Origin of the sequence: Kitasatospora aureofaciens (assembly GCF_001188955.3) — a bacterium.
In the GTDB taxonomy this organism is placed as follows: domain Bacteria; phylum Actinomycetota; class Actinomycetes; order Streptomycetales; family Streptomycetaceae; genus Kitasatospora; species Kitasatospora aureofaciens.
Map to the genome: position 1 here is coordinate 87,086 of NZ_JPRF03000016.1, position 18,938 is coordinate 106,023.

Below are 18,938 nucleotides of genomic sequence, written 5' to 3' on the forward strand. Positions count from 1 at the left end.
TCCCTTCGCGGACCCGCGGCCGGACCGGGCGGACCCGCGGCCTGACCCGGCGGGCCCACCGAAGGCCCCGGTGGGCCCACCGAAGGCCCCGGCGGATCCACCGAAGGCCCTGGCGGACCCGCACCGCAGGGCCGCGCGGAACGCGCCGCAGGCCACCGGGGGTACGATCGGTGCCGTACCCAGGGCTTACCCACACCCACCCGGTGGCCCCGAGCCCATACCGACGACGGGGAAAAGATGTCCGGCTCGCACTACTTCTCCAGTGCACCCGAGGTCGCCAGCGAGCGTCGGCCGATCACGGTCTCACTGCCGGACCTGACCCTCGAACTGACCACCGACACCGGGGTGTTCTCGCACGGTCGGCTCGACCCTGGCACCCGGATCCTGTTGGAGCACGCCCCCCAGCCGCGGGTGCGCGGACCGATCCTGGACGTCGGCTGCGGCTACGGCCCGATCGCGCTGACCTGGGCGACCCGGCGCAAGCGGCTGCCGGTGTGGGCGGTGGACGTCAACGAGCGCGCGCTGGAACTGGTCCGGCTGAACGCCGAGGCGCTGCGGCTGGGCAACGTCCACGCCGCGCTGCCGGACGACGTCCCCGAGGACCTCCGGTTCGCCACCATCTACTCCAACCCGCCGATCCGCATCGGCAAGGCCGAGCTGCGCCGCCTGCTGACGCACTGGCTCGGCCGGCTGACTCCGGACGGCTCGGCGTTCCTCGTGGTGCAGAAGCACCTGGGCTCGGACTCGCTGCAGAAGTGGCTCAACGAGCAGGGCCACCCGACCTCCCGGGTCACCTCGGTCAACGGGTTCCGGATTCTGGAAGCGCGGCCCCGCCCGGATGCGGGCGAGGGCTCGGAGAGTGGACGGGGAACGACGTCGTGAAGCAGCTGCGCGGGACCGAACTGAAGCGACTGCACCGCTCGTGGCGGCGCAGCAACGAGTTCCGGCTCGCGATGATCCTGGAGAACCTGCAGTCGCCGTTCAACGTCGGCTCGGTGGTCCGGACCGGGGCGGCGATGGGCGCCGAGAAGCTGTACCTGACCGGGGACACCCCGTCGGTGCGCTCGTCCGGTGCGCAGAAGGCCGCCATGGGCACCGACAAGTACCTGAAGGTGGAGCACTTCCCGACGGTCGCCGAGGCGGTCGCGGCCGCGAAGGCGGACGGCTTCAAGGTGGTCGGGCTGGAGCTCGCGGACGAGGCGGTGCCGATGTTCGCCGCCGAGCTGACCCCGGCGGTGGCCTTCGTGCTCGGGCACGAGGACCGCGGGATCACGCCCGAGGCGCTGGCGCTCTGCGACCAGGTGGTGTTCGTGCCGCAGCTGGGCCGGGTCGGCTCGCTGAACGTCTCGGCGGCCGCGACGGTGGCCTGCTACGAGGCGCGCCGCCAGGGGTACGCGCTCAGCGGCACCCCGGACGGGAGCGACGCCGGGGGCGACCTCGGGGGCGACTTCGGCGACGAGGACTGAATCGACCGGAGGGCCGAACCGGCCTGACATCTGGACCAGATGACCGGAGGGGTGTGCCGAAAGGCCCACCCCTCCGGCGTTTTTCCGCGCCGGAAGCGCTCGGATATCTGCCGAACGGCAGATGTGCGGATGCGGCCCGGCCGGAAGCATTTCGGGCGTGACCGAACTCCAGATCCTCGACCTCACCAAGGAGTACCGGGGCGGCAAGCGCGCCGTGGACTCCTTCACGCTGACGCTCCGGCCCGGAGTGCTCGGCCTGCTCGGCGCCAACGGCGCCGGCAAGTCGAGCCTGATGCGCATCCTGGCCACGGTCACCCGGCCCACCTCGGGGCGGGTGCTGTGGGAGGGGGTGGACATCACCCGCAGGCCCGGGCCGCTGCGCCGTGCCGTCGGCTACCTGCCGCAGGACTTCGGCGTCTACCCGCAGCTCACCGCCCGCGAGTTCCTCGCCTACCTGGCCGCCGCCAAGGGGCTGCGCCGGCGCTCCGCCCGGGCCAGGATCGAGGAGCTGCTCGAACTGGTCAACCTCTCGGACGCGGCCGGGCAGCGGCTGGGCGCGATGTCCGGCGGAATGCGCCAACGGGTCGGCATCGCCCAGGCGCTGCTCAACGACCCGGCGCTGCTGATCGTCGACGAGCCGACGGTCGGGCTCGACCCGGAGGAGCGGCTGCGCTTCGGCAGCCTGTTGAGCGGGATGGGCGCCGAGCGGATCGTCGTGCTCTCCACCCACATCGTGCCGGACGTGGCGGCCACCGCCGACCGGATCGCGGTGATGGGCGGCGGGCGGCTGCTGCACCACGGCAGCACGGAGGAACTGCTGCTCAGCGCCGAGGGCTCGGTCTGGGAGCTGACCGTCCCGGCCGACCAACTCCCGCCGCTGCGCTCGCGGTTCCTGCTCGGCGGCACCACCCGTACCCCGCAGGGCGTCCGGGCGCGGGTGCTGTCCCGGCACGCGCCCGCCGCCGGGGCGCGGCCGGTACCGCCCCGGCTGGAGGACGCGTACCTGCTGCTCACCGCCGACCGGTCCGCGACGGAGCAGGTGGCCGCATGGTGACGCGCATCGGGGCACTGGCCCTGGCCGACTTCCGGGAGCGCCGACGGCGGCCCGGCTACCTGGTCGTGCTCCTGGGCACGCTCGCGCTCGGGCTGCTGGCCGCGCCGGTGGGTGACTCCCGCTGGGAGGTCTTCCAGGTAACGGACCTGCACGGCCGCTACACCAGCGGCTACGTGGGCACGGTGACGGCGCTCGGCGGTGCGGTCTGGCTCTCGCTGGCGGGCTTCGGGATTGCCCGGGGCGCCATCGGGCGGGACGAGCAGAGCGGCGTCGGCCGGCTCCTCGCCGCCACCCCGCTGAGCCGGGTCGGGTACCTGGCGGGCAAGTTCGTCAGCAATCTGCTGCTGTTCGGCTCGATGCTGCTCGCACTGGCGGGGACGGCGCTCGCGGTGCAGCTGATCAAGGGCGACTCCGACCGGGTGGACACGGTGCGGCTGCTGCTGCCGTACGTCCTGGTCACGCTGCCGCTGCTGGCGGCGGTAGCCGGGTGCGCGGTGCTGTTCGACACGGTGCCCGGGCTGCGCGGCGGGCTCGGGGCGGCGGTCTGGTTCGTCGTCTGGCTGGTCCTCGTGCTGGGCGCGCAGGCCGGCGGCGGGCCGGACCTGCTGGGCATGCGGCGGATCACCGCCTCGATCCGGGAGGTGCTCGCGGCCGGCGGGCGACCGGTCGACGGGGTGGAGTTCGGCGTGGGCCTGACGGCGGACAACCGGGTGCTCGGCACCTTCGACTGGCCCGGCCTCGGGCCCGGCGAGGCGTTCGGACCGGCAGCCACGGGGGTGCTGCTGGTCGGTGCGGCGGTGGGGATCGCGCTGATCGGGGCGCTGTGGTTCCGGCGCTTCGACGGGCCCCGGGCCCACCCAGCAGCCGGGGCTGGCGGGGCGATCGGGGCTTTCGGGCCGACCGGGGTCCTCCGGCGGACCTGGGACCTCCGGCTGGCCGGGGTTTTCCGGCCGACCGGCCAGGACGGTCCGGCCGGGGGCGCGGCGGCGTCCTCGGCCGGACCGGCGGGCTTCGCCCTGGATCCGACCCGGCTGACCGCTCCCCGCCAGGGGCGGATCGGGTTCGACGCGCTGCTCGGGGAGCTGCGGATCCTGGTGCGGGGGCAGCGGCTCTGGTGGGTCGGGGTGGCCGTGCTCGCGATGGCGGCGGCGGCCGTCGCCCCCGACGGGCCGAGCCACGCGGTGCTGCCATTCGCGATGCTCTGGCCGATGCCGCTCTGGTCCCGGATGGGTCACCGGGCCGACGGCGGCAGCATCGACCAACTGCTCGGCGCCTGCCCGTCCCCGCTGCGCCGGGGGCTGGCCGGTCTGTTCGCGGGCATCCTCCCGGCGCTGGCGGTGGCCGCCGTACCCGCGCTGCGACTCGCCGGTGCCGGGCAGGTCCGGGCGGCGGCCGGCGCTCTGGCGGGCGCCCTGCTGATCCCCGCCCTGGCGCTGCTCTGTGGCAGCCTCACCCGCGGCCCCCGGATGTTCCAGACCGTCTACCCGCTGCTCTGGTACGGGATGGTCAACCACGTCTCCGGGCTGGACTTCCTCGGCGCCTCCGGGAGCCGCGCCCCGGCCCCGCTCGCGGTCGCGGGCCTGGCCACCGCACTCGCCGCGGCCGCCCTTGCCCTGGACGCGATACGCCACGCTGTCCGGTGACACGCCACTCCGTGCACCGCGCGGAGGAGGGACGGTTCCCCCGACGGGGGGAGCCGGTCCCGCCCCGCGGCGGAGGCCGTGACCAGGAGTGAACTGGGAGCTTGGAGGCAGCCGGAGAACCGGCCGATTCCCTTCTCTCCGCAGAGGATTGACCATGCGCAAGTTCACCGCCGCCGTCGCGCTCACCACTGCGGCCCTGGCCCTCGCCGCCGGGTCCGCAGGCACCGCCTCGGCCGCGCCCGTACCGGCCCAGCGCCCCGGCCAGCACCTCACGCTGCACAGCTGGACCCTGCTCAGCGACCACGGCCCGGGCCCCACCCCGGGCGAACGGCTCACCGCGCAGGTCAGCGCCCGCACGATCGACGGCCGCGCCCAGGGGCACGTCGTGGTGCAGCACGTCTTCGAGACATCCGGCACCGTCCGTGCCGAGTTCGACGTCGACTGCCTGGCCGTCGACGCGAACGGCGCCGTCACCGTGACCGGGCCCATCTCGAAGACCGTGATCACCCCGCTCGGGGGCGAGCCGTACCTCTTCGAGGAAGGCCTGCACCCCGAGGCCGGCCTCACCTTCTACCCGACCGACGAGCAGCACCAGCGCCGGGCCGGCTGGAGCCGGACCGACCCCGACCTGCACACCGAGGTCGTCAAGTGCGGTGCGGTCCCGGCCAGCCTCTGGGTCCTCGACGGCGGAACCTTCCTGCGGCGGTGAGGGCGACCGCCCACCGAGCCCCTCCGACCTCCTCCGGGCTCCCCCGCTCGGCCCGCCCCGCCCCACTCGGCCCGCTGAACGAGCACAGGATCCGATCCATCGTCAACCCATCGTCACGGTCGGGGATTTGCGGTAACGTCGCCCGCGCCGACTATGCCGTGTTTCAGGCGGGGATCACCGGATTCACCAGGTCCCCGACCGAGGAGTGCGGCCCGCGCGGCGTGCGAGCCATCGTGGTCGCCCCGGCCCGATCGCCACCGACACGGTCGGCGACCTGCCCGGGGCCGCGCTGGAACGGATGCGGGGAACGTTGCGCTCGGCCGGGTCGGCAAGCCCGAGGAGGCGGCCGATCCGGTCTCCTCCCTGCCCTCCGATCGAGCGGCGCACATCAACGGGCCGGCCTTCGAGATCCACGTCCATGGCGGCACCTTCCGATGGGCAGACGAGTGGGGGCGGAAATGCGGGAAGTGCAAGGTCCGACGGCCAGAGCCGGCGAGGAACGCTACGACGCGATCGTGGTCGGCAGCGGCCTCGGCGGACTGGTCAGCGCGGCCTACCTGGCCGCCGACGGGCGCCGGGTGCTCGTCCTCGAACAGCACGACGTTGCCGGGGGCAACGCCCACGTGTTCCGGCGCCGGCGCAAGTACGAGTTCGACGTGGGCACCCACTACATCGGCGACTGCGGGCCGAACGGCATCTTCCCGGCCATCCTGTCCGGCCTCGGCGTCCGCGACCGGGTGACCTTCCGCCCGATGGACAACGAGCAGGGCTTCGACCGGATCATCACCCCCACCGCCACGCTGGACGTGCCGGCCGGCTGGGACGCCTACCGCGACCGGCTCCGCGCGGCACTGCCCGAGGAGGCCGAGGGGGTCGACCGCTTCGTCCACATCGCCCGGACGGTGTCCGGTGCCACCCGGGAGAGCCTGGTCGGCCACCACATGGTCGAGCTGTTCCGCGAGCAGCCGGACACCATGCGCTGGGCCCGCCGGAGCCGGTCCCTGGCCGAGGCCCTGGACCACTGCGGGCTCTCCCCGAAGGCCCGCACCCTGGTCGCCGCACAGGCCGGCAACTACGGCACCATGCCGGACGGCATCACCTTCGCCGAGCACGCCGCCATGCTCGACCACTACATGCGCGGCGCCTACTACCCGGAGGGCGGCGGGCAGATGCTGGTGGCCGCCTTCGTGGAAGCCCTGGAGTCCTACGGTGGCGAGCTGCGCACCCGCTGCGAGGTGCGCCGCATCCTGATCGAGCAGGGGCACGCCACCGGTGTCGCACTCGCCGACGGCACCCGGATATCCGCCCCCCTGGTGATCTCCAACGCCGACTACCGCCGCACCGTGCTCGACCTGTGCGGCGGCGAGCAGGCCTTCCCCGCCGACCTGGTCGCCCGCACCCGCGCCGCCACCATGCGCGGCGGCCTGGTCACGGCGTACGTCGCGCTCGACACCGAGCTGCCCGGCCTGCCCAACGCCAACATCTGGTGGCACGGCAGCGACGACATGGAGGCCGCCTACGCGGCGATGGTCGAGAGCTGGGAACGCGACGGCACGGTGGACTCGATCCCCCAGCTGCTGTTCTCCTTCGCCTCCCACAAGGACCCGGGCGCGGCCGCCGTCTGCCCGCCCGGCCACAGCAACTTCCAGCTGATGACCCTCTGCCCGCCCGGCTACGGCTTCTGGGGCGTCCGCGGCGGCCCGGTCGACGGCGAACCCTACCGCCGCGACGCCGCCTACCAGGCCCGTAAGCGGCACTTCACCGAGCTGATGGTGACGGCCGCCGAGAAGGTGATCGGCCCCTTCCGGGACCGCATCACCCACCTCGAGGCGGCCACCCCCCTCAGCCACGAGCGCTACATCCGCGGCACCGGCGGCACCCCGTACGGCATGGCCCGCTGGGGCAACGTCAGCCAGCGCCCGGACGTGCGCACCGACGTCGAGGGCCTCTACGTGGTCGGCCAGAACATCCGCTTCGGCAGCGGCCTGAGCGCGGTCGCCACCGGCGGGATGGCCGCCGCCGGACAGATCCTCGGACGCCAGCTGCTCCCCGAGGTGGCAGCCGGCGCCGTCCTCGGCGACCCGGCCAAACTGCCCGACCGCGGCCCGGACTGGGATCCACTGCTGGTCTCCCGCGGCCTCGCCCGCCGGACCGCCAAGGGCTTCGCCCGCCTCGGCTGACCCCCGCCCGACCACTCCCGCGACGCCCGCCTCTCCCCGGGGCGGGCGTCCGTCGTCCCCGTCCTCGCCCACCCGGACCAGTAGCCCCGACCTCCCGCCCCACGCCGCCCACCCAACGCAAGAGGCCCGGCCAGAACATCCGACCGAACCTTCCACCTATCGAGCCGCCTACGGGATTCGAATCCGCGACCTACGCATTTCGACCGAGAGTGATCATGCTGGCCGCTGCCAGTATCGACCACCTGGTGATGAACCCGCAGTTCAGAGCGTTGCACCGTGATCCACGATCTCACCCGAACCGGCCCTGTGCTGCCCCCGTCCGCTCACGCATCGCTCACGCACTGGCAGGTTGCTACGCGCGCCGAGACGGGGGCATAGCTACGTCTTGTCGGTTCGAGCTCGCCGCCCGGCGGTCGACCTGCTCTGCGACCGCTGAACAATCCACTCTTCGATGACGGCCGGCCTCCAAACAAGCGTTCTCTCCTCGTGCCTGAACGATGTACAGGTGTCCTCGTGGGATACAGCGCATTCCAGTCGCGATCGGAACTGACGAGGAGTGAGCGGTCCGCCGCCGCCACCGCCCGGGCCGCCCGGGCCGCCCGCGAGTTCCTGCACACCGCCCTGCGCGACGGACTCCGTTCGCTCACTCTGCTTGTCCTCGCCGACGCCGGCCAAGCCCGCCGGGAACCCTCCTGGGGCGAGCCGGCCCGGCTGTCCCTACCGCACGGCGTCCAGGACGGCCTCACCGCCGCCCTGGGCGCCGCCGTCACCGACACCCCCGACACCGCCCCGCTGTGCACGCTGTTACGCTGCGCCGGCCCCTCGACGGCCGTGTGAGCGAAGGCCTGCCCGCACCGCCCCGTCCGTCCGCGTCTCCACAGAGAAAGACCCAAAGCGCCGTCATGGCTGTTCTTCTCCTGCTCATCCCGCCGTTGATATGGGCCCTCGCCAAACTCGCGACCCGGTACTTCAACCGCCGCACCGCCGATCTCCAGCAGAAGACCGAGGCCCTCAAGGCCGCCAGTGCCGCCCGCGCCCAGATCGACCCCACCGCGTTCGGCCTGCCCTCCGACGGAGATCTCGACCCGACCCGTGCCACCGCGCCCGGCGCCGACGCGGCACAGTTGGCGCAGGCTGAGGAAGCCGCAACAGCTGGCGACTGGAAGCCCTTCGCCGCCTACCTCGCCGAGGCCGGCACCGACTGGAACGAGCGCTACCGCCGCCTGTGGAAGCTCGCCGAGCACGCCAGCAAGGACGACGGCTGGCTCAGCGCCTGGCGCGCCGCCGAACCTGGCTCTGCGGACGCGGCCGTGGTCCACGCCACCGCGCTGATCGACCTCGCCTGGCAGGTCCGCAGCAGCAAGCAGGCCAAGCACGTCACCCGCGAGCAGTTCGACGCTTTCCACCGCGTCCTGGGCGAGGCCACCGAGGCGAGCCGCGCCGCCGCCGAACTCGCCCCCGACGACCCGTCCCCGTTCGTCTCGCAACTGCCCATCGCCATGGGCCTCGGCTGGTCACACGAGCAGTTCGATGCCCTGTGGCAGCAGGTGATCGCCCGAGCTCCGTACCACTACAGCGCCCACCAGACCGCGCTGCAGTACTGGTGCCGCAAGTGGAGCGGCTCGCACGAGCAGATGTCCGCGTTCGCGGAGCGGGCCGCCGCCGGAGCGCCTCCCGAGAGCCTGCTCTCCGGTCTGCGCCTGGCCGCCCTCCACGAGCTGGAGTTCACCGAGGACGACTACCGGTCCTGGATGACTCCGCAGGCGAACCAGGCCATCGACAAAGTCATCGCCGACCTGAAGACCGTCCCGACTGACGACCCACGCCTGCCCGGTCTGCACCACCTCCTCGCCTACGGTCTCACCCACAACCGCCGCTGGGCAGAGGCCGTCGAGCAGTTCCGCCTGGCCGACCGGTACATCGACCACGCGCCCTGGACCTACACCGGCCGACCGAAGGCCACCTACATAGAGATCCGCAACCGCGCCCGCACCGGCTGGGACAAGGCGGGCCGCCCCACACCGCCCACCGCCTGACAGGGACGCCCGTCAGCCGAGTGATCGGCAACGGGCTATACGCCCATCGCGCTGGCCAAGTCCAACGCGCCCCACCGATAGTCTGTTTACCTCGTACACCTTTACGGGACCGCAGGCGACCGTCCCGATCGCCTGCGACCGTCCGACTGCGACATGACAAACCCCGTGGGCGGCAGTCTTGACCTCCTGTCGGCCCGGAGCAGATGGCAGGCCGGGACCGGCAGTTGGAGGGCTACTGTCAGCGGATGCTCGACGCCATCCGCGACTTCGCGGGCGGCATCAGGCGGCGCGCGACGCCGGTCGACTCCCTGCGCGCCATGACCGCGGCACGCTTGTCCACCGGCTGTCCACCGAGGCTCTCCGGCACCGAGTGAATCAACTCGCCACCCTCGACATAACTGCAGGTCACAGGCTCCCTCCGGAGAATCGGTGACACCAGCGAACCGACGACCCACGCACTGCGATGCACAGAATCCGGGTGTCCGATCTTCCCGATTCCCATGGCCAAGGAAACGGAAAAACCCCAGGTCAGATGCCTGACCTGGGGTTCACCTTGAGCCGCCTGCGGGATTCGAACCCGCGACCTACGCATTACGAGTGCGTTGCTCTGGCCAACTGAGCTAAGGCGGCACCACTGCCATGTGTGGTGGCAACGCGGGTCAGTCTACACAGGTTCGCAGGTGATCCGTAGCCGGGATGGTCGGGGGGCGGGTGGGGGTGCGTGGGGGCAGATAGTTTTCGCTTCAATCGATCGCCGGTGCGACGTTACGATGAGCGCCCCCTGTCACCCCTTCCCCACCTCCGGAGCGCACCGTGTTCGGTGTCAACGACCTGACGACGTACGTCCTCGGCGCCCTCGTGATCATCCTGCTGCCTGGTCCCAACTCGCTGTACGTGCTGTCGGTCGCCGCCCGCAAGGGCATCCGGACCGGGTACCGGGCCGCGGCGGGCGTGTTCGTGGGCGACCTCACGCTGATCAGCCTGACCTCGCTGGGGGCGGCCTCACTGCTGAAGGCCAACCCGGCGGTGTTCGCGGTGGTCAAGTTCGGCGGCGCCGCCTACCTGCTGTGGATCGGGTTCGGGATGCTGCGGGCCGCCCGCCAGCTCTGGCGCGAACGCCGGGCGGAGGCCGACCCGGCGGACGGCGCGGAGGCGGCGGTGGAGGCGGGCGAGCGGCCGTTCCGGCGGGCGCTGGTGATCAGCCTGCTCAACCCCAAGGCGATCCTGTTCCTGCTGTCGTTCTTCACCCAGTTCGTCGACCCGTCCTACGGGCAGCCCGCGCTCTCCTTCGCCCTGCTCGGCGGCATCCTGCAGACCTTCAGCCTGCTCTACCTCTCGCTGCTGATCTTCGCCGGCACCACGCTCGCCACCGCCTTCCGCCGCCGCCGGCGCCTGTCGGCGACCCTGACCAGCGGTGTCGCCGTGCTGTTCGCGGGCTTCGCCGCGAAGCTGGCGGTCTCCTCCGCCTGACCGGCGGCACGGCGAGCCCGCCGACGGCACGGCGGACACGGCGAGCACACCCCGCGGACACGACACGGCGAGCACGGCGGCCACCGCGGGCACGGCGCCGACCGCAGCAGGAGGGTGACTACGAGTCGCAGCGCCTGTCCTGCTCCGGCGCCTCTCCCGTGAGCAGGAACCGGTTGACCGCGCCGTCCACGCAGGTGCTGCGCCGCCCGTACGCGGTGTGGCCGTCCCCGTCGTAGGTCAGCAGCCGGCCGGACTCCAGCTGCCCGGCCAGCGACCGGGCCCAGTCGTACGGCGTGGCCGGGTCGCGGGTGGTGCCGACGACGACGATCGGGGCGGCGCCGGCGGCCCGGATGGTGTGCGCCGCGCCGGTGGCCCGGACCGGCCAGTAGGCGCAGGTCAACGCCATCCAGGCGATGTCCCGCCCGAAGTGGGGCGAGGCCCGCTCGAAGTCCGGCACCGCCCGCTGGACGTCCTCCGGCGAGCGGAACGGGGCGGGCAGGTCGAGGCAGTTCACCGCCGCGTTGGCGAACATCATGTTGGGGTACGAGCCGTCCGCCTCACGCCCGTAGTAGGCGTCGGAGAGCTTCAGCAGCCCGGTGCCGTCGCCCGCCTTGGCGTCGCTGAGCGCGGTGCGCAGCTCGGGCCACAGGAACTCGGCGTACAGGGCCTGGACGACCCCGGTGGTGGCCTGGGACCCGGTGAGCCGGCGCCCGTGGTCGCTGCTGCGCAGCGGGTTGGCGTGGACGGCCGCGAGCAGGGCGGTGAGCTGCTCGCCGACCTGCTGCTCGGTGCGGCCGAACGGACAGTCCTCGCGCTTGGCGCAGTCCTTGGCGAAGGCGGCCCAGGCGGTCTCGAAGCCGCCGGCCTGGGTTCGGTTGCCGGTGACGGAGTCGAGCGCCGGGTCCATCGCGCCGTCCAGCACCACCCGTCCGACCCGGCTCGGGAACAGCCCGGCGTAGGTGGCGCCGAGGAAGGTGCCGTACGACTTTCCGACGAAGTTCAGCCGCTCGTCGCCGAGCAGGGCACGCAGCACGTCCATGTCGCGGGCCGCCTCGACGGTGCTGAGGTGGCCGAGGACGGGCCCGGCCTGCTTGCGGCAGCCCTCGGCGAACTCCTTGTCGGCGGCGACCAGCGCGTCGATCGCCCGCTGGTCGCCGGGGGCCAGGTCGGCGGAGGTGAAGGCGTCCATCCGGTCGCCGCTCAGGCAGCTGACGGGGTTGCTGCGGCCCACCCCGCGCGGGTCGAGGCCGACCAGGTCGTAGCGAGCGCGCACCGCGCGGTCGTACGTCCTGGCGACGGCCTCCAGGTACTCGATCGCCGAGCCGCCGGGGCCGCCCGGGTTGAGCAGCAGCGAACCCACCCGGGGGTCGCCCGAACCTGCCGCCTCGACGGCCGCGCGGGCGGCCGAGAGGGTGAGGTCGCCGTCGCCGGGGCGGTCGTAGTCCATCGGCACCCGGAAGGTGGTGCACTCGAACCCGCCATCGCAGGGCTGCCAGGTCGGCCGCTGCGCGTAGTACGGCGCGAGCGCGGCCGTGGCGGCGGTGGGCAGCGGCTCCAACGGGGTGACGGCGGAGGTCGCCCCGGGTACGGCGGAATCGGTCGAGTCGGACGGGCCGGGCCCACCGGACGCCACGCTCGGCCCCCCGCTGCACCCGCCGGCCGAGACCGCCACCAGCCCGGTCGCGAGCGCCACTGCCGCCACCCGCGCCCAGACCGGAACCCGGCCCTGCACCCGGCCCGGCACCCGGCCCCGGCCCGGCACCCGCACCCGCACCCGCACCCGCACCCACCCGAAGCCCCTCATCCGCTTCCTCTCCACCACGCCGGGAAAATCCGAGAAAGTACGAGACCGAAGAAACGTCGCTGCCCGGCACCCAACCCGGGTACCGGGCAGCGTAACGACCAGGTGGCCAGCGCCGACCGGAGCTCAGGACGCCCTGGTCAGCGTCTCGGCCAGGAACTGCGCGGCCTGCCGGACCAGCCGCAGCCGCTCCCGGTCCGCGGTGTAGTCCTGCACGTTGTCCGAGACCCGCACCTCGGCCTTGGCCGCCGGACCCGGCCCTGCCTTGAGCGCGGTCTGGAGCTTGCGGGCCGCGTCCAGCCCGGCGGCGTCGCCCTTGGCCGCGGCCAGCAACAGCTTGGCCGAACTGCCCGCGGGGGCCTCGGCTCCGGTCTGGGCGAGCGCGGCGGCGTCGTACCGGCCGGAGACCGCGGCGGCCGCGCCGTAGAGGTCCGGCCTGGCCAGCCCGGCCGCGGCCGCGCAGGGCGCGCCGCCCTCGACCCCGAGGGCGCCCCAGGAGGTCGGGCCGGGCGGGAGGGTGCGGAAGGAGGCGGCGATGGTGACCCGCAGCGTCGCGTCGTCGGCGACGGCGGCCGGGGCGGCGGCGACCAGTTCACAGGGGTGCGCGGTGCCGTTCGGCGCCTCGGGCGCGACCAGGATGAACGGACGGATGCGGCCGGTCTGCAGGGCGGCGCCGACGCCCTCGACGACGTCCGGCACCTCGGCGTCGGCGGTCTTGCCGGGAGTGGCGGCGTGCATCACCACGACCGGGAAACGCGCGTTCGACTCCTTGGCGTACTGCGGCGGCAGCCAGACCCGAACGTTGCGCGGCTTCCCGTCGGGGCCGAGCACGGCGGACTGGAGCAACTCGCCGCCGCCCGGGTGCCCGACGCTGTCGAAGCGGCTGGCCACGGCGGACGCCCCGGCAGGTGCCGCACTCGCAGCCGACGTCGCGGCGCCCGACGCCGCGGCCGACGCGGCAGCCGTGGGCGGCGCCGCCTGCTGCCGGACCGCCGTCTCCGGCACCGACCCGGGCCAGGCCCCCGCCTCGGCCGCGTCCACGGCGGACTGCGCCCGGTCCGCTCCCGTCCGGCCCCTGCTCAGAACACCGAACGCCCCGAGCGCGGTGAGCAGCGTCAGCGCGGTGACGCACACCCCGCACACCATCGCCCCGCCCGCCCGCACCAGCATCGGCCACCGTTCGCCCGCGAGCTCGTAGGTCGCGGCGGCCCGCAGGTCGCGCCAGCGCTGGAGCGCACCGCGTGCCAACCAGATCCCGCCGAGAGCGGCAGCCAGCAGGGGGATGACGAGGAGCGGACGAACCACGGAACGCACCACCTCGGGAGGAGGGCCGACGCCGGGATGGACCCAGTGCCGTACAGGAGGCGACCGCTCCGGCGGCGGGCCCTCCCGGACGGGGAGGCCCGGGTACGGCCGGGGCACAGTCGGCCCCCAGCGTGCACAACGGGTGCGCCGTCACACGCGGGTGTGCCCGGCGAGTACCGGCCGTTCACTCGAAGGTGGGACGCCGGACCGACTCCGGGAGGCCTACAACAACAAAGCGAGACGGCGGTGAACCGGTACGAGGCGGCGAGAGCCCGAACGCCGGACGGCCTCAGCCCGCCCGCAGCGCCACCGTCATCGCCTCGACCGCGAGCAGCGGGTCCACGTTGCGGTCCAGCGCCGTGCGGCAGGCGAGCACCGCCTCGATCCGGCGCAGCGTGCCCTCGGCCGGTCCGGACTGGGCAACCCGGTTCAGGGCCTGGCGCTGGTCCTCGTTGGCGAGCGCGCCGGTGGAGCCCAACTGGATCGCCAGCACGTCCCGGTAGAAGCCGAGCAGGTCGAGCAGCGCGACCCCGAGGGTCTCCCGACGGGTACGGGTGGCTCGGCTCTTCTGCCGCTTCTCCAGTTCCTTGACCGCCCCGGCCATGCCCCGCGGCGCCTTGCCGCCCTCGGCGGCGCCGTAGACGGCCTTCAGGTCGCCCGTCTCCTTGGCGTCCTGGGTCTCGGCGAGCGCCTCGGCGTCGGCCTTGGCGGTGTCGACCAGTCGCTGGGCCGCGGTCAGGCAGCCGCCGATGTCGGCGACCTCCAGCGGGATCCGCAGCACCTCGGCGCGGCGGGTGCGGGCCTGCTCGTCCACGGCGAGGCGGCGCGCGCGCTCGATGTCGCCCTGCCCGGCGAGCGCGGCCAGCCGGGCGGTCTCCGGGTCGACGCCGTCCCGGCGGACCAGCATGTCGGCGACCGCGTCGGCGGCGGGGGTGCGCAGCACCAGCAGGCGGCAGCGCGAGCGGATGGTCGGCAGCACGTCCTGGACGGAGGGGGCGCAGAGCAGCCAGACGGTGCGCGGGGAGGGCTCCTCCACCCCCTTGAGCAGCGCGTTGGCGGCGGCCTCGGTGAGCCGGTGGGCGGCGTCCACCAGGATCACCGACCAGCGGCCACCGGTCGGATAGCTGGAGGCGCGCAGCACCAGGTCGCGCATGTCGCCGACACCGATGGACAGGCCGTCGGTCCGGACGTACTTGACGTCGGCGTGGCTGCCGGCCAGCACGGTGTGGCAGCCGTCGCAGAACCCGCAGCCGGGCGTGCCGCCGAGCGCGAGGTCAGGACTGGTGCACTGGAGGGCTGCCGCGAAGGCGCGCGCCGCGGTGACCTGCCCGGCCCCCGGCGGGCCGGTGAACAGCCAGGCGTGGGTCATCAGGGAGGCGTTCCCGCCCTGGCCCGGAGCGGCACCGCGGCCGGCCTCGACCGTCGCCCCGGCTGCCCGGGCCGCGGCGGTCAGCTGGTCGACCACCCGATCCTGGCCCACCAGGTCGTCCCAGACGGCCACAGCTGCTCCCAAGCTCCGTACGGCAGCGCTCCCGGCGCCGATTCCCCGCCGTCGAGCATACGTCTCCGCTCCGACAGCCACTGCTCCGTCCGGGTCACGGGGGTCACGGGTGCGGCCCAGCTACGCGCCACCGCAGCACGCAGCACCGCAGCACGCAGCACCGCGACATGCAGCCGGCAGCACCACGCAGCCGGCAGTACAGCGACGGGACGGGCGGCGCCCCCGGGGACCACTGCCCCGACGGCGCCGCCCGTCCATCCATCCGTCCATCCGTCCGCCCGTCGTCCGGGCCGGCTCAGCCCCGGCGGCCCCAACGCCGGCCCTTGCCCTTGCCGCCGCCCTCGCCCCGGCGGTCGTCCCCGTCGTGCCGGTCACCGCCGTCGCGCGGGCCCGGCTCGCCCGGGCCGCCGCCCTGCTCCCAGCGCGCCCACTCGTCGCGTGAGCCGAGCAGGGTGTCGGTGAGGCTCGGCAGGTCGTCCATCGGGGTCTCCTCGGCCCACTCGGGCCGGGGCCGCTCGGCGCTGGACTGCGGGTCGACCGCAGACGGGGCAGCGAGCGGCTGGGCGGCCGACCGACCGTCCACCACCGGCAGCTCGCGGGTGCTGTCCACCTGCTCCCCGGGACGAGCCGGCTCGACCCGCGGCAGGACCGCGGTCTCGTCCACCGCCGGCACCTTGGGCAGCACGGCCGTCTCGTCCGCCGCCGGCACCTTCGGCAGCACCGCCGTCTCGTCCACCGCCGCCGGAACCCTGGGCAGCTGGGTGGTCGCCTCGGCGGCCTCCGCAGCCCGGACGGCCGCCTGCCGATCGCGCAGGGTCAGCTCGCGCGTCGCCTCGTCGCCGAGGCCCTCCGCCGCACCCTGCGGGCTCTCCGGGACCGCCCGCAACTCCGTCGTGGCCGCGTCCCGGCCCGACGGACCCGAACCCGCACCCGAACCCGGCCGATCCGAACCCGCACCGGCCCCAGAACCCACACCGGTCCCGGAGCCAGAACCCGAATCGGCTCGGTCCGAAGCCGTCTCCGCCGCCGCAGCAGCCGCCGCGAGCGCCGCGGCCTGAGCCAGCCGGGCCTCCTCGGCCCGCTGGAGCGCCTCCTCCGCCCGGCGCCGCTGCTCCTCGCGCGCCAGCTCCCGCTGCCGCTGGAGCTCCGCCTGGGCGGCCGCCTCGGCGGCGATCCGCTGGCGCTCGGCGGCCTCCGCGGCCAGCCGCGCCTCTTCCTCGGCCCGCCGACGGGCTTCCTCCTCGGCGCGGCGGCGCGCTTCCTCCTCCGCGCGGCGGCGGGCCTCCTCCTCGGCCTTGCGCCGGGCCTCGGCGGCGGCCCGCTCCGCCTCCTCCTTGGCCACCCGCTCCTTCTCGGCCTGCTCGGCCCGCAGCTGCGCCAGCACCTCCTGGCGCTTGCGCTCGGCGGCCTCCTCCTCGGCCTTCTTGCGGGCCTCCTCCGCGGCGCGCCGCTCGGCCTCCTCCTTGGCCAGCCGCTCCTGTTCGGCGCGCGCGGCCTTCTCCTGCTCGGAGAGCGGCAGCTCCCGGTCGAGCCGGTGCCGGATGGCGGTGGTGACGGAGCCGGGGGCCTGGCTGCCGTCCACGACCAGGTAGCGCGCCGGGTCGGCGGCCGCGAGGGCGAGGAAGCCGGACCGGACCCGCTGGTGGAACTCGGTGGGCTCGGACTCCAGCCGGTCCAGCGCCTCGGTGAAGCGCTCCCGGGCCCTGTTCGGGTCGACGTCCAGCACCACGGTCAGATCGGGCAGCAGCCCGCCGGTCGCCCAGCGGGAGATCCGGGCGACCTCGGTGGCGGCCAGGTCGCGCCCGGCGCCCTGGTAGGCGATGGAGGAGTCCATGTACCGGTCGGTGATCACCACGGCGCCGCGGGCGAGGGCCGGCCGGATGACGTTCTCGACGTGCTCGGCGCGGTCGGCGGCGTAGATCAGCGCCTCGGCGCGGTGGGACAGGCCGGTGTTGCCGACGTCCAGTACGAGGCCGCGCAGCCGCTGGCCGACCGGGCTGCCGCCGGGCTCGCGGGTGAGCACGACCTCGTGCCCCTTGCCGCGGATCCACTCGGCGAGCGCCTGGGCCTGGGTGGACTTGCCGGCGCCGTCCCCGCCCTCCAGGGCGATGAAGAAGCCGGTGCCCGCGCCGCGGTGCGGCACCGGGCCGCTGCCGCCGCGCACCGCGTCCACCAGGTCCCGGCCGAACGGCACGGTGCCGCGCCGGTCGTCGGTGCGCAGCAGCACGACGGCGGCGAGCACCAGCGTGAGCAGGCCCGAGGTGGCGACGGCGAGGGCGGCCCCGCCGTGGATGAAGGTGAAGGAGCCGGGCTCGACGGTGCCGTACTCGACGTCCCCGTAGGCCGCGGCGATCAGCGGCACGGCGACCAGCGCGGCGGCGACCACGGCCCGCAGCACCGCGTGCAGGTGCTCGGTGACCTTGGGCAGCCGGGCCTCCTCGACCTCCTGGGCGAGCAGGGTGCGCCCGGCCGAGACGACGATCCCGGCGGCCAGCCCGGCCACCACGGTGAGCAGCAGGACCAGCACGAAGTCCAGCACCAGCCCGGCCAGGATCAGCGCGACGCCCTCGGTGAGCAGCGCCAGCGCGAGCAGCCGGCGGCGGGAGAGCGACGGCAGGGTGGCCCGGGTGAGCCCGGCACCGAGCGCGGGGGCGCCGGCCGCCGCGAGCACGATCAGGCCGTAGCCGATCGGCCCGGCCCGGTGCTCGGCGGCCGTGAGCAGCGCCAGTGCGGCGACGCCCGCCATCGAGGCGAACCCGGCCGCGACGGCGAAGGTGAAGTACGGGGCGCTGCCGGTGCGGCCCTTGCTCAGGGCGGGGCCGGGGGTCGCGTCCGTCGGGGCGCGCAGGCCGGTCAGCGGCGAGTGCGGGGCGACGGCCACCGGACCGCCGGGCAGCTGCTGGAGGTAGCCGCGGACGGCCGCGGCGGCGAACAGGCCGGCCGCACCGAGCGACGCGAAGGTCAGCTGGTGGGCACGCAGCCAGTCCGAGCCGAGCGCCGCGCCGATGTTGTTGAGCAGGGTGAAGACGACCAGGCCGACGGCGCCGAGCGCCACGGTGACCCAGCCGGTGAACCGGTCGAGACTCCGGACGGTGTCCAGGTTGGCGGCGGCCGGCCGCTGTTCGGCGGCGGGCGCGTACGGGTTGGCCGGCGGCAGCAGGCCGGGGACGGCGGCGGCCTTGGCGATCCCCCACACCCGCTCGGCGGCACCGGTGAGGAACACCGTGGCGAGCAGCACGTAGGTGGCCGCGCCGGAGGGCTTCGGGCCGGAGCCCAGCCAGACCGTCCACCAGGGCGCGATGCCGATCAGCAGGGCTCGCAGCGCGTCCGCGCCGAACAACGTCCAGCGCCGGTCGAGCTTCCCGGCGACCAGCCGGTGCACCGGCTCCAGCAACGCCACGCCGACCAGCCCGGTGGCCACCACCCGAACGGCCAGGACCGCCGCGGTGGCGAAGGCGAGGCTGCGCGGCAGGTCGCCGAACTGGCCTGCCCGGGCGGCGGCGATCACGGTGAGCGCGAGCAGCACCAGAAGCCCGAGCCGGTCGGCGGTGCCGCCGATCAGCTGGGTGGTCCACAGGCGCCGGTAGGGCCTGGTCCGCAACAGTGCCCGGGCCCGGTCCACGGGGGTTCCGGCGGGCGCGACCTCGGGCAGGTCCGGCCCGGTGGCTCTGGCGGCCGGGGCGGCGCTGGGGATGGGCTGCTCCTCGCTCGTCATACGGTCAGCGTAGCGGTCTGGGCTTTGCCCGATTGAGATGAACGGGGTTCCGGTTCCC

General features: G+C 74.3%; 14 protein-coding genes and 1 tRNA gene. 10 read left to right on the plus strand and 5 right to left on the minus strand.

Annotated elements, in window-relative coordinates:
• Positions 1-237 precede the first annotated feature (237 nt).
• The 9 genes from HS99_RS09355 to HS99_RS47700 all read left to right on the plus strand — a co-directional run bounded on the left by HS99_RS09355 (position 238) and on the right by HS99_RS47700 (position 9,462).
• Positions 238-882 carry a class I SAM-dependent methyltransferase gene (locus HS99_RS09355; protein WP_033346980.1) on the plus strand — a complete coding sequence of 215 codons (645 nt, stop codon included), beginning with the start codon at positions 238-240 and terminating at the stop codon, positions 880-882.
• Positions 879-1,466 carry a TrmH family RNA methyltransferase gene (locus HS99_RS09360; protein ID WP_046386525.1) on the plus strand — a complete coding sequence of 196 codons (588 nt, stop codon included), beginning with the start codon at positions 879-881 and terminating at the stop codon, positions 1,464-1,466. Before HS99_RS09355 ends, HS99_RS09360 begins: the two co-directional genes overlap by 4 nt.
• 157 nt (positions 1,467-1,623) lie before the next feature.
• Positions 1,624-2,520, plus strand: coding sequence for an ABC transporter ATP-binding protein (locus HS99_RS09365; protein WP_030556812.1), 897 nt, complete (start codon positions 1,624-1,626; stop codon positions 2,518-2,520).
• Positions 2,514-4,163 carry an ABC transporter permease subunit gene (locus HS99_RS09370; RefSeq protein ID WP_030556810.1) on the plus strand — a complete coding sequence of 550 codons (1,650 nt, stop codon included), beginning with the start codon at positions 2,514-2,516 and terminating at the stop codon, positions 4,161-4,163. Before HS99_RS09365 ends, HS99_RS09370 begins: the two co-directional genes overlap by 7 nt.
• 154 nt (positions 4,164-4,317) lie before the next feature.
• Positions 4,318-4,872: a hypothetical protein gene (locus HS99_RS42375; RefSeq protein ID WP_030556809.1), complete on the plus strand. Its 555-nt coding sequence runs from the start codon at positions 4,318-4,320 to the stop codon at positions 4,870-4,872.
• A 467-nt stretch (positions 4,873-5,339) separates the two neighbouring features.
• Positions 5,340-7,052 (plus strand): phytoene desaturase family protein, encoded by a 1,713-nt coding sequence (locus HS99_RS09380; RefSeq protein WP_030556807.1) that lies wholly within the window; start codon positions 5,340-5,342, stop codon positions 7,050-7,052.
• 513 nt (positions 7,053-7,565) lie between these two features.
• A complete protein-coding gene (locus HS99_RS09385; RefSeq protein ID WP_030556806.1) occupies positions 7,566-7,889 on the plus strand; it encodes a hypothetical protein in 324 nt (107 codons plus the stop codon).
• A 65-nt stretch (positions 7,890-7,954) separates the two neighbouring features.
• Positions 7,955-9,088, plus strand: coding sequence for a DUF4034 domain-containing protein (locus HS99_RS09390; RefSeq protein WP_046387024.1), 1,134 nt, complete (start codon positions 7,955-7,957; stop codon positions 9,086-9,088).
• Positions 9,089-9,333: 245 nt separating this feature from the next.
• Complete coding sequence (locus HS99_RS47700; protein WP_267885585.1) at positions 9,334-9,462, plus strand: hypothetical protein; 129 nt, start codon at positions 9,334-9,336, stop codon at positions 9,460-9,462.
• 182 nt (positions 9,463-9,644) lie between these two features.
• Here HS99_RS47700 and HS99_RS09395 read toward each other — a convergent pair.
• Positions 9,645-9,718, minus strand: a tRNA-Thr gene (locus tag HS99_RS09395).
• 183 nt (positions 9,719-9,901) lie between these two features.
• Between HS99_RS09395 and leuE the strand changes: the two genes are divergently transcribed.
• Positions 9,902-10,558, plus strand: a complete 657-nt coding sequence (gene leuE / locus HS99_RS09400) for a leucine efflux protein LeuE (protein WP_030556803.1) — start codon at positions 9,902-9,904, stop codon at positions 10,556-10,558.
• Between the two features lie 118 nt (positions 10,559-10,676).
• On the opposite strand, the gene HS99_RS09405 is transcribed toward leuE, so the two are convergent.
• The 4 genes from HS99_RS09405 to tmk all read right to left on the minus strand — a co-directional run bounded on the left by HS99_RS09405 (position 10,677) and on the right by tmk (position 18,880).
• A complete protein-coding gene (locus tag HS99_RS09405; protein WP_078958704.1) occupies positions 10,677-12,362 on the minus strand; it encodes an alpha/beta hydrolase in 1,686 nt (561 codons plus the stop codon).
• 123 nt (positions 12,363-12,485) lie between these two features.
• Positions 12,486-13,664, minus strand: coding sequence for an alpha/beta hydrolase (locus HS99_RS09410; RefSeq protein ID WP_030556802.1), 1,179 nt, complete (start codon positions 13,662-13,664; stop codon positions 12,486-12,488).
• A 289-nt stretch (positions 13,665-13,953) separates the two neighbouring features.
• Positions 13,954-15,165, minus strand: coding sequence for a DNA polymerase III subunit delta' (locus HS99_RS09415; protein WP_030556801.1), 1,212 nt, complete (start codon positions 15,163-15,165; stop codon positions 13,954-13,956).
• A 295-nt stretch (positions 15,166-15,460) separates the two neighbouring features.
• Complete coding sequence (gene tmk / locus HS99_RS09420) at positions 15,461-18,880, minus strand: dTMP kinase (protein ID WP_063737816.1); 3,420 nt, start codon at positions 18,878-18,880, stop codon at positions 15,461-15,463.
• Positions 18,881-18,938 lie beyond the last annotated feature (58 nt).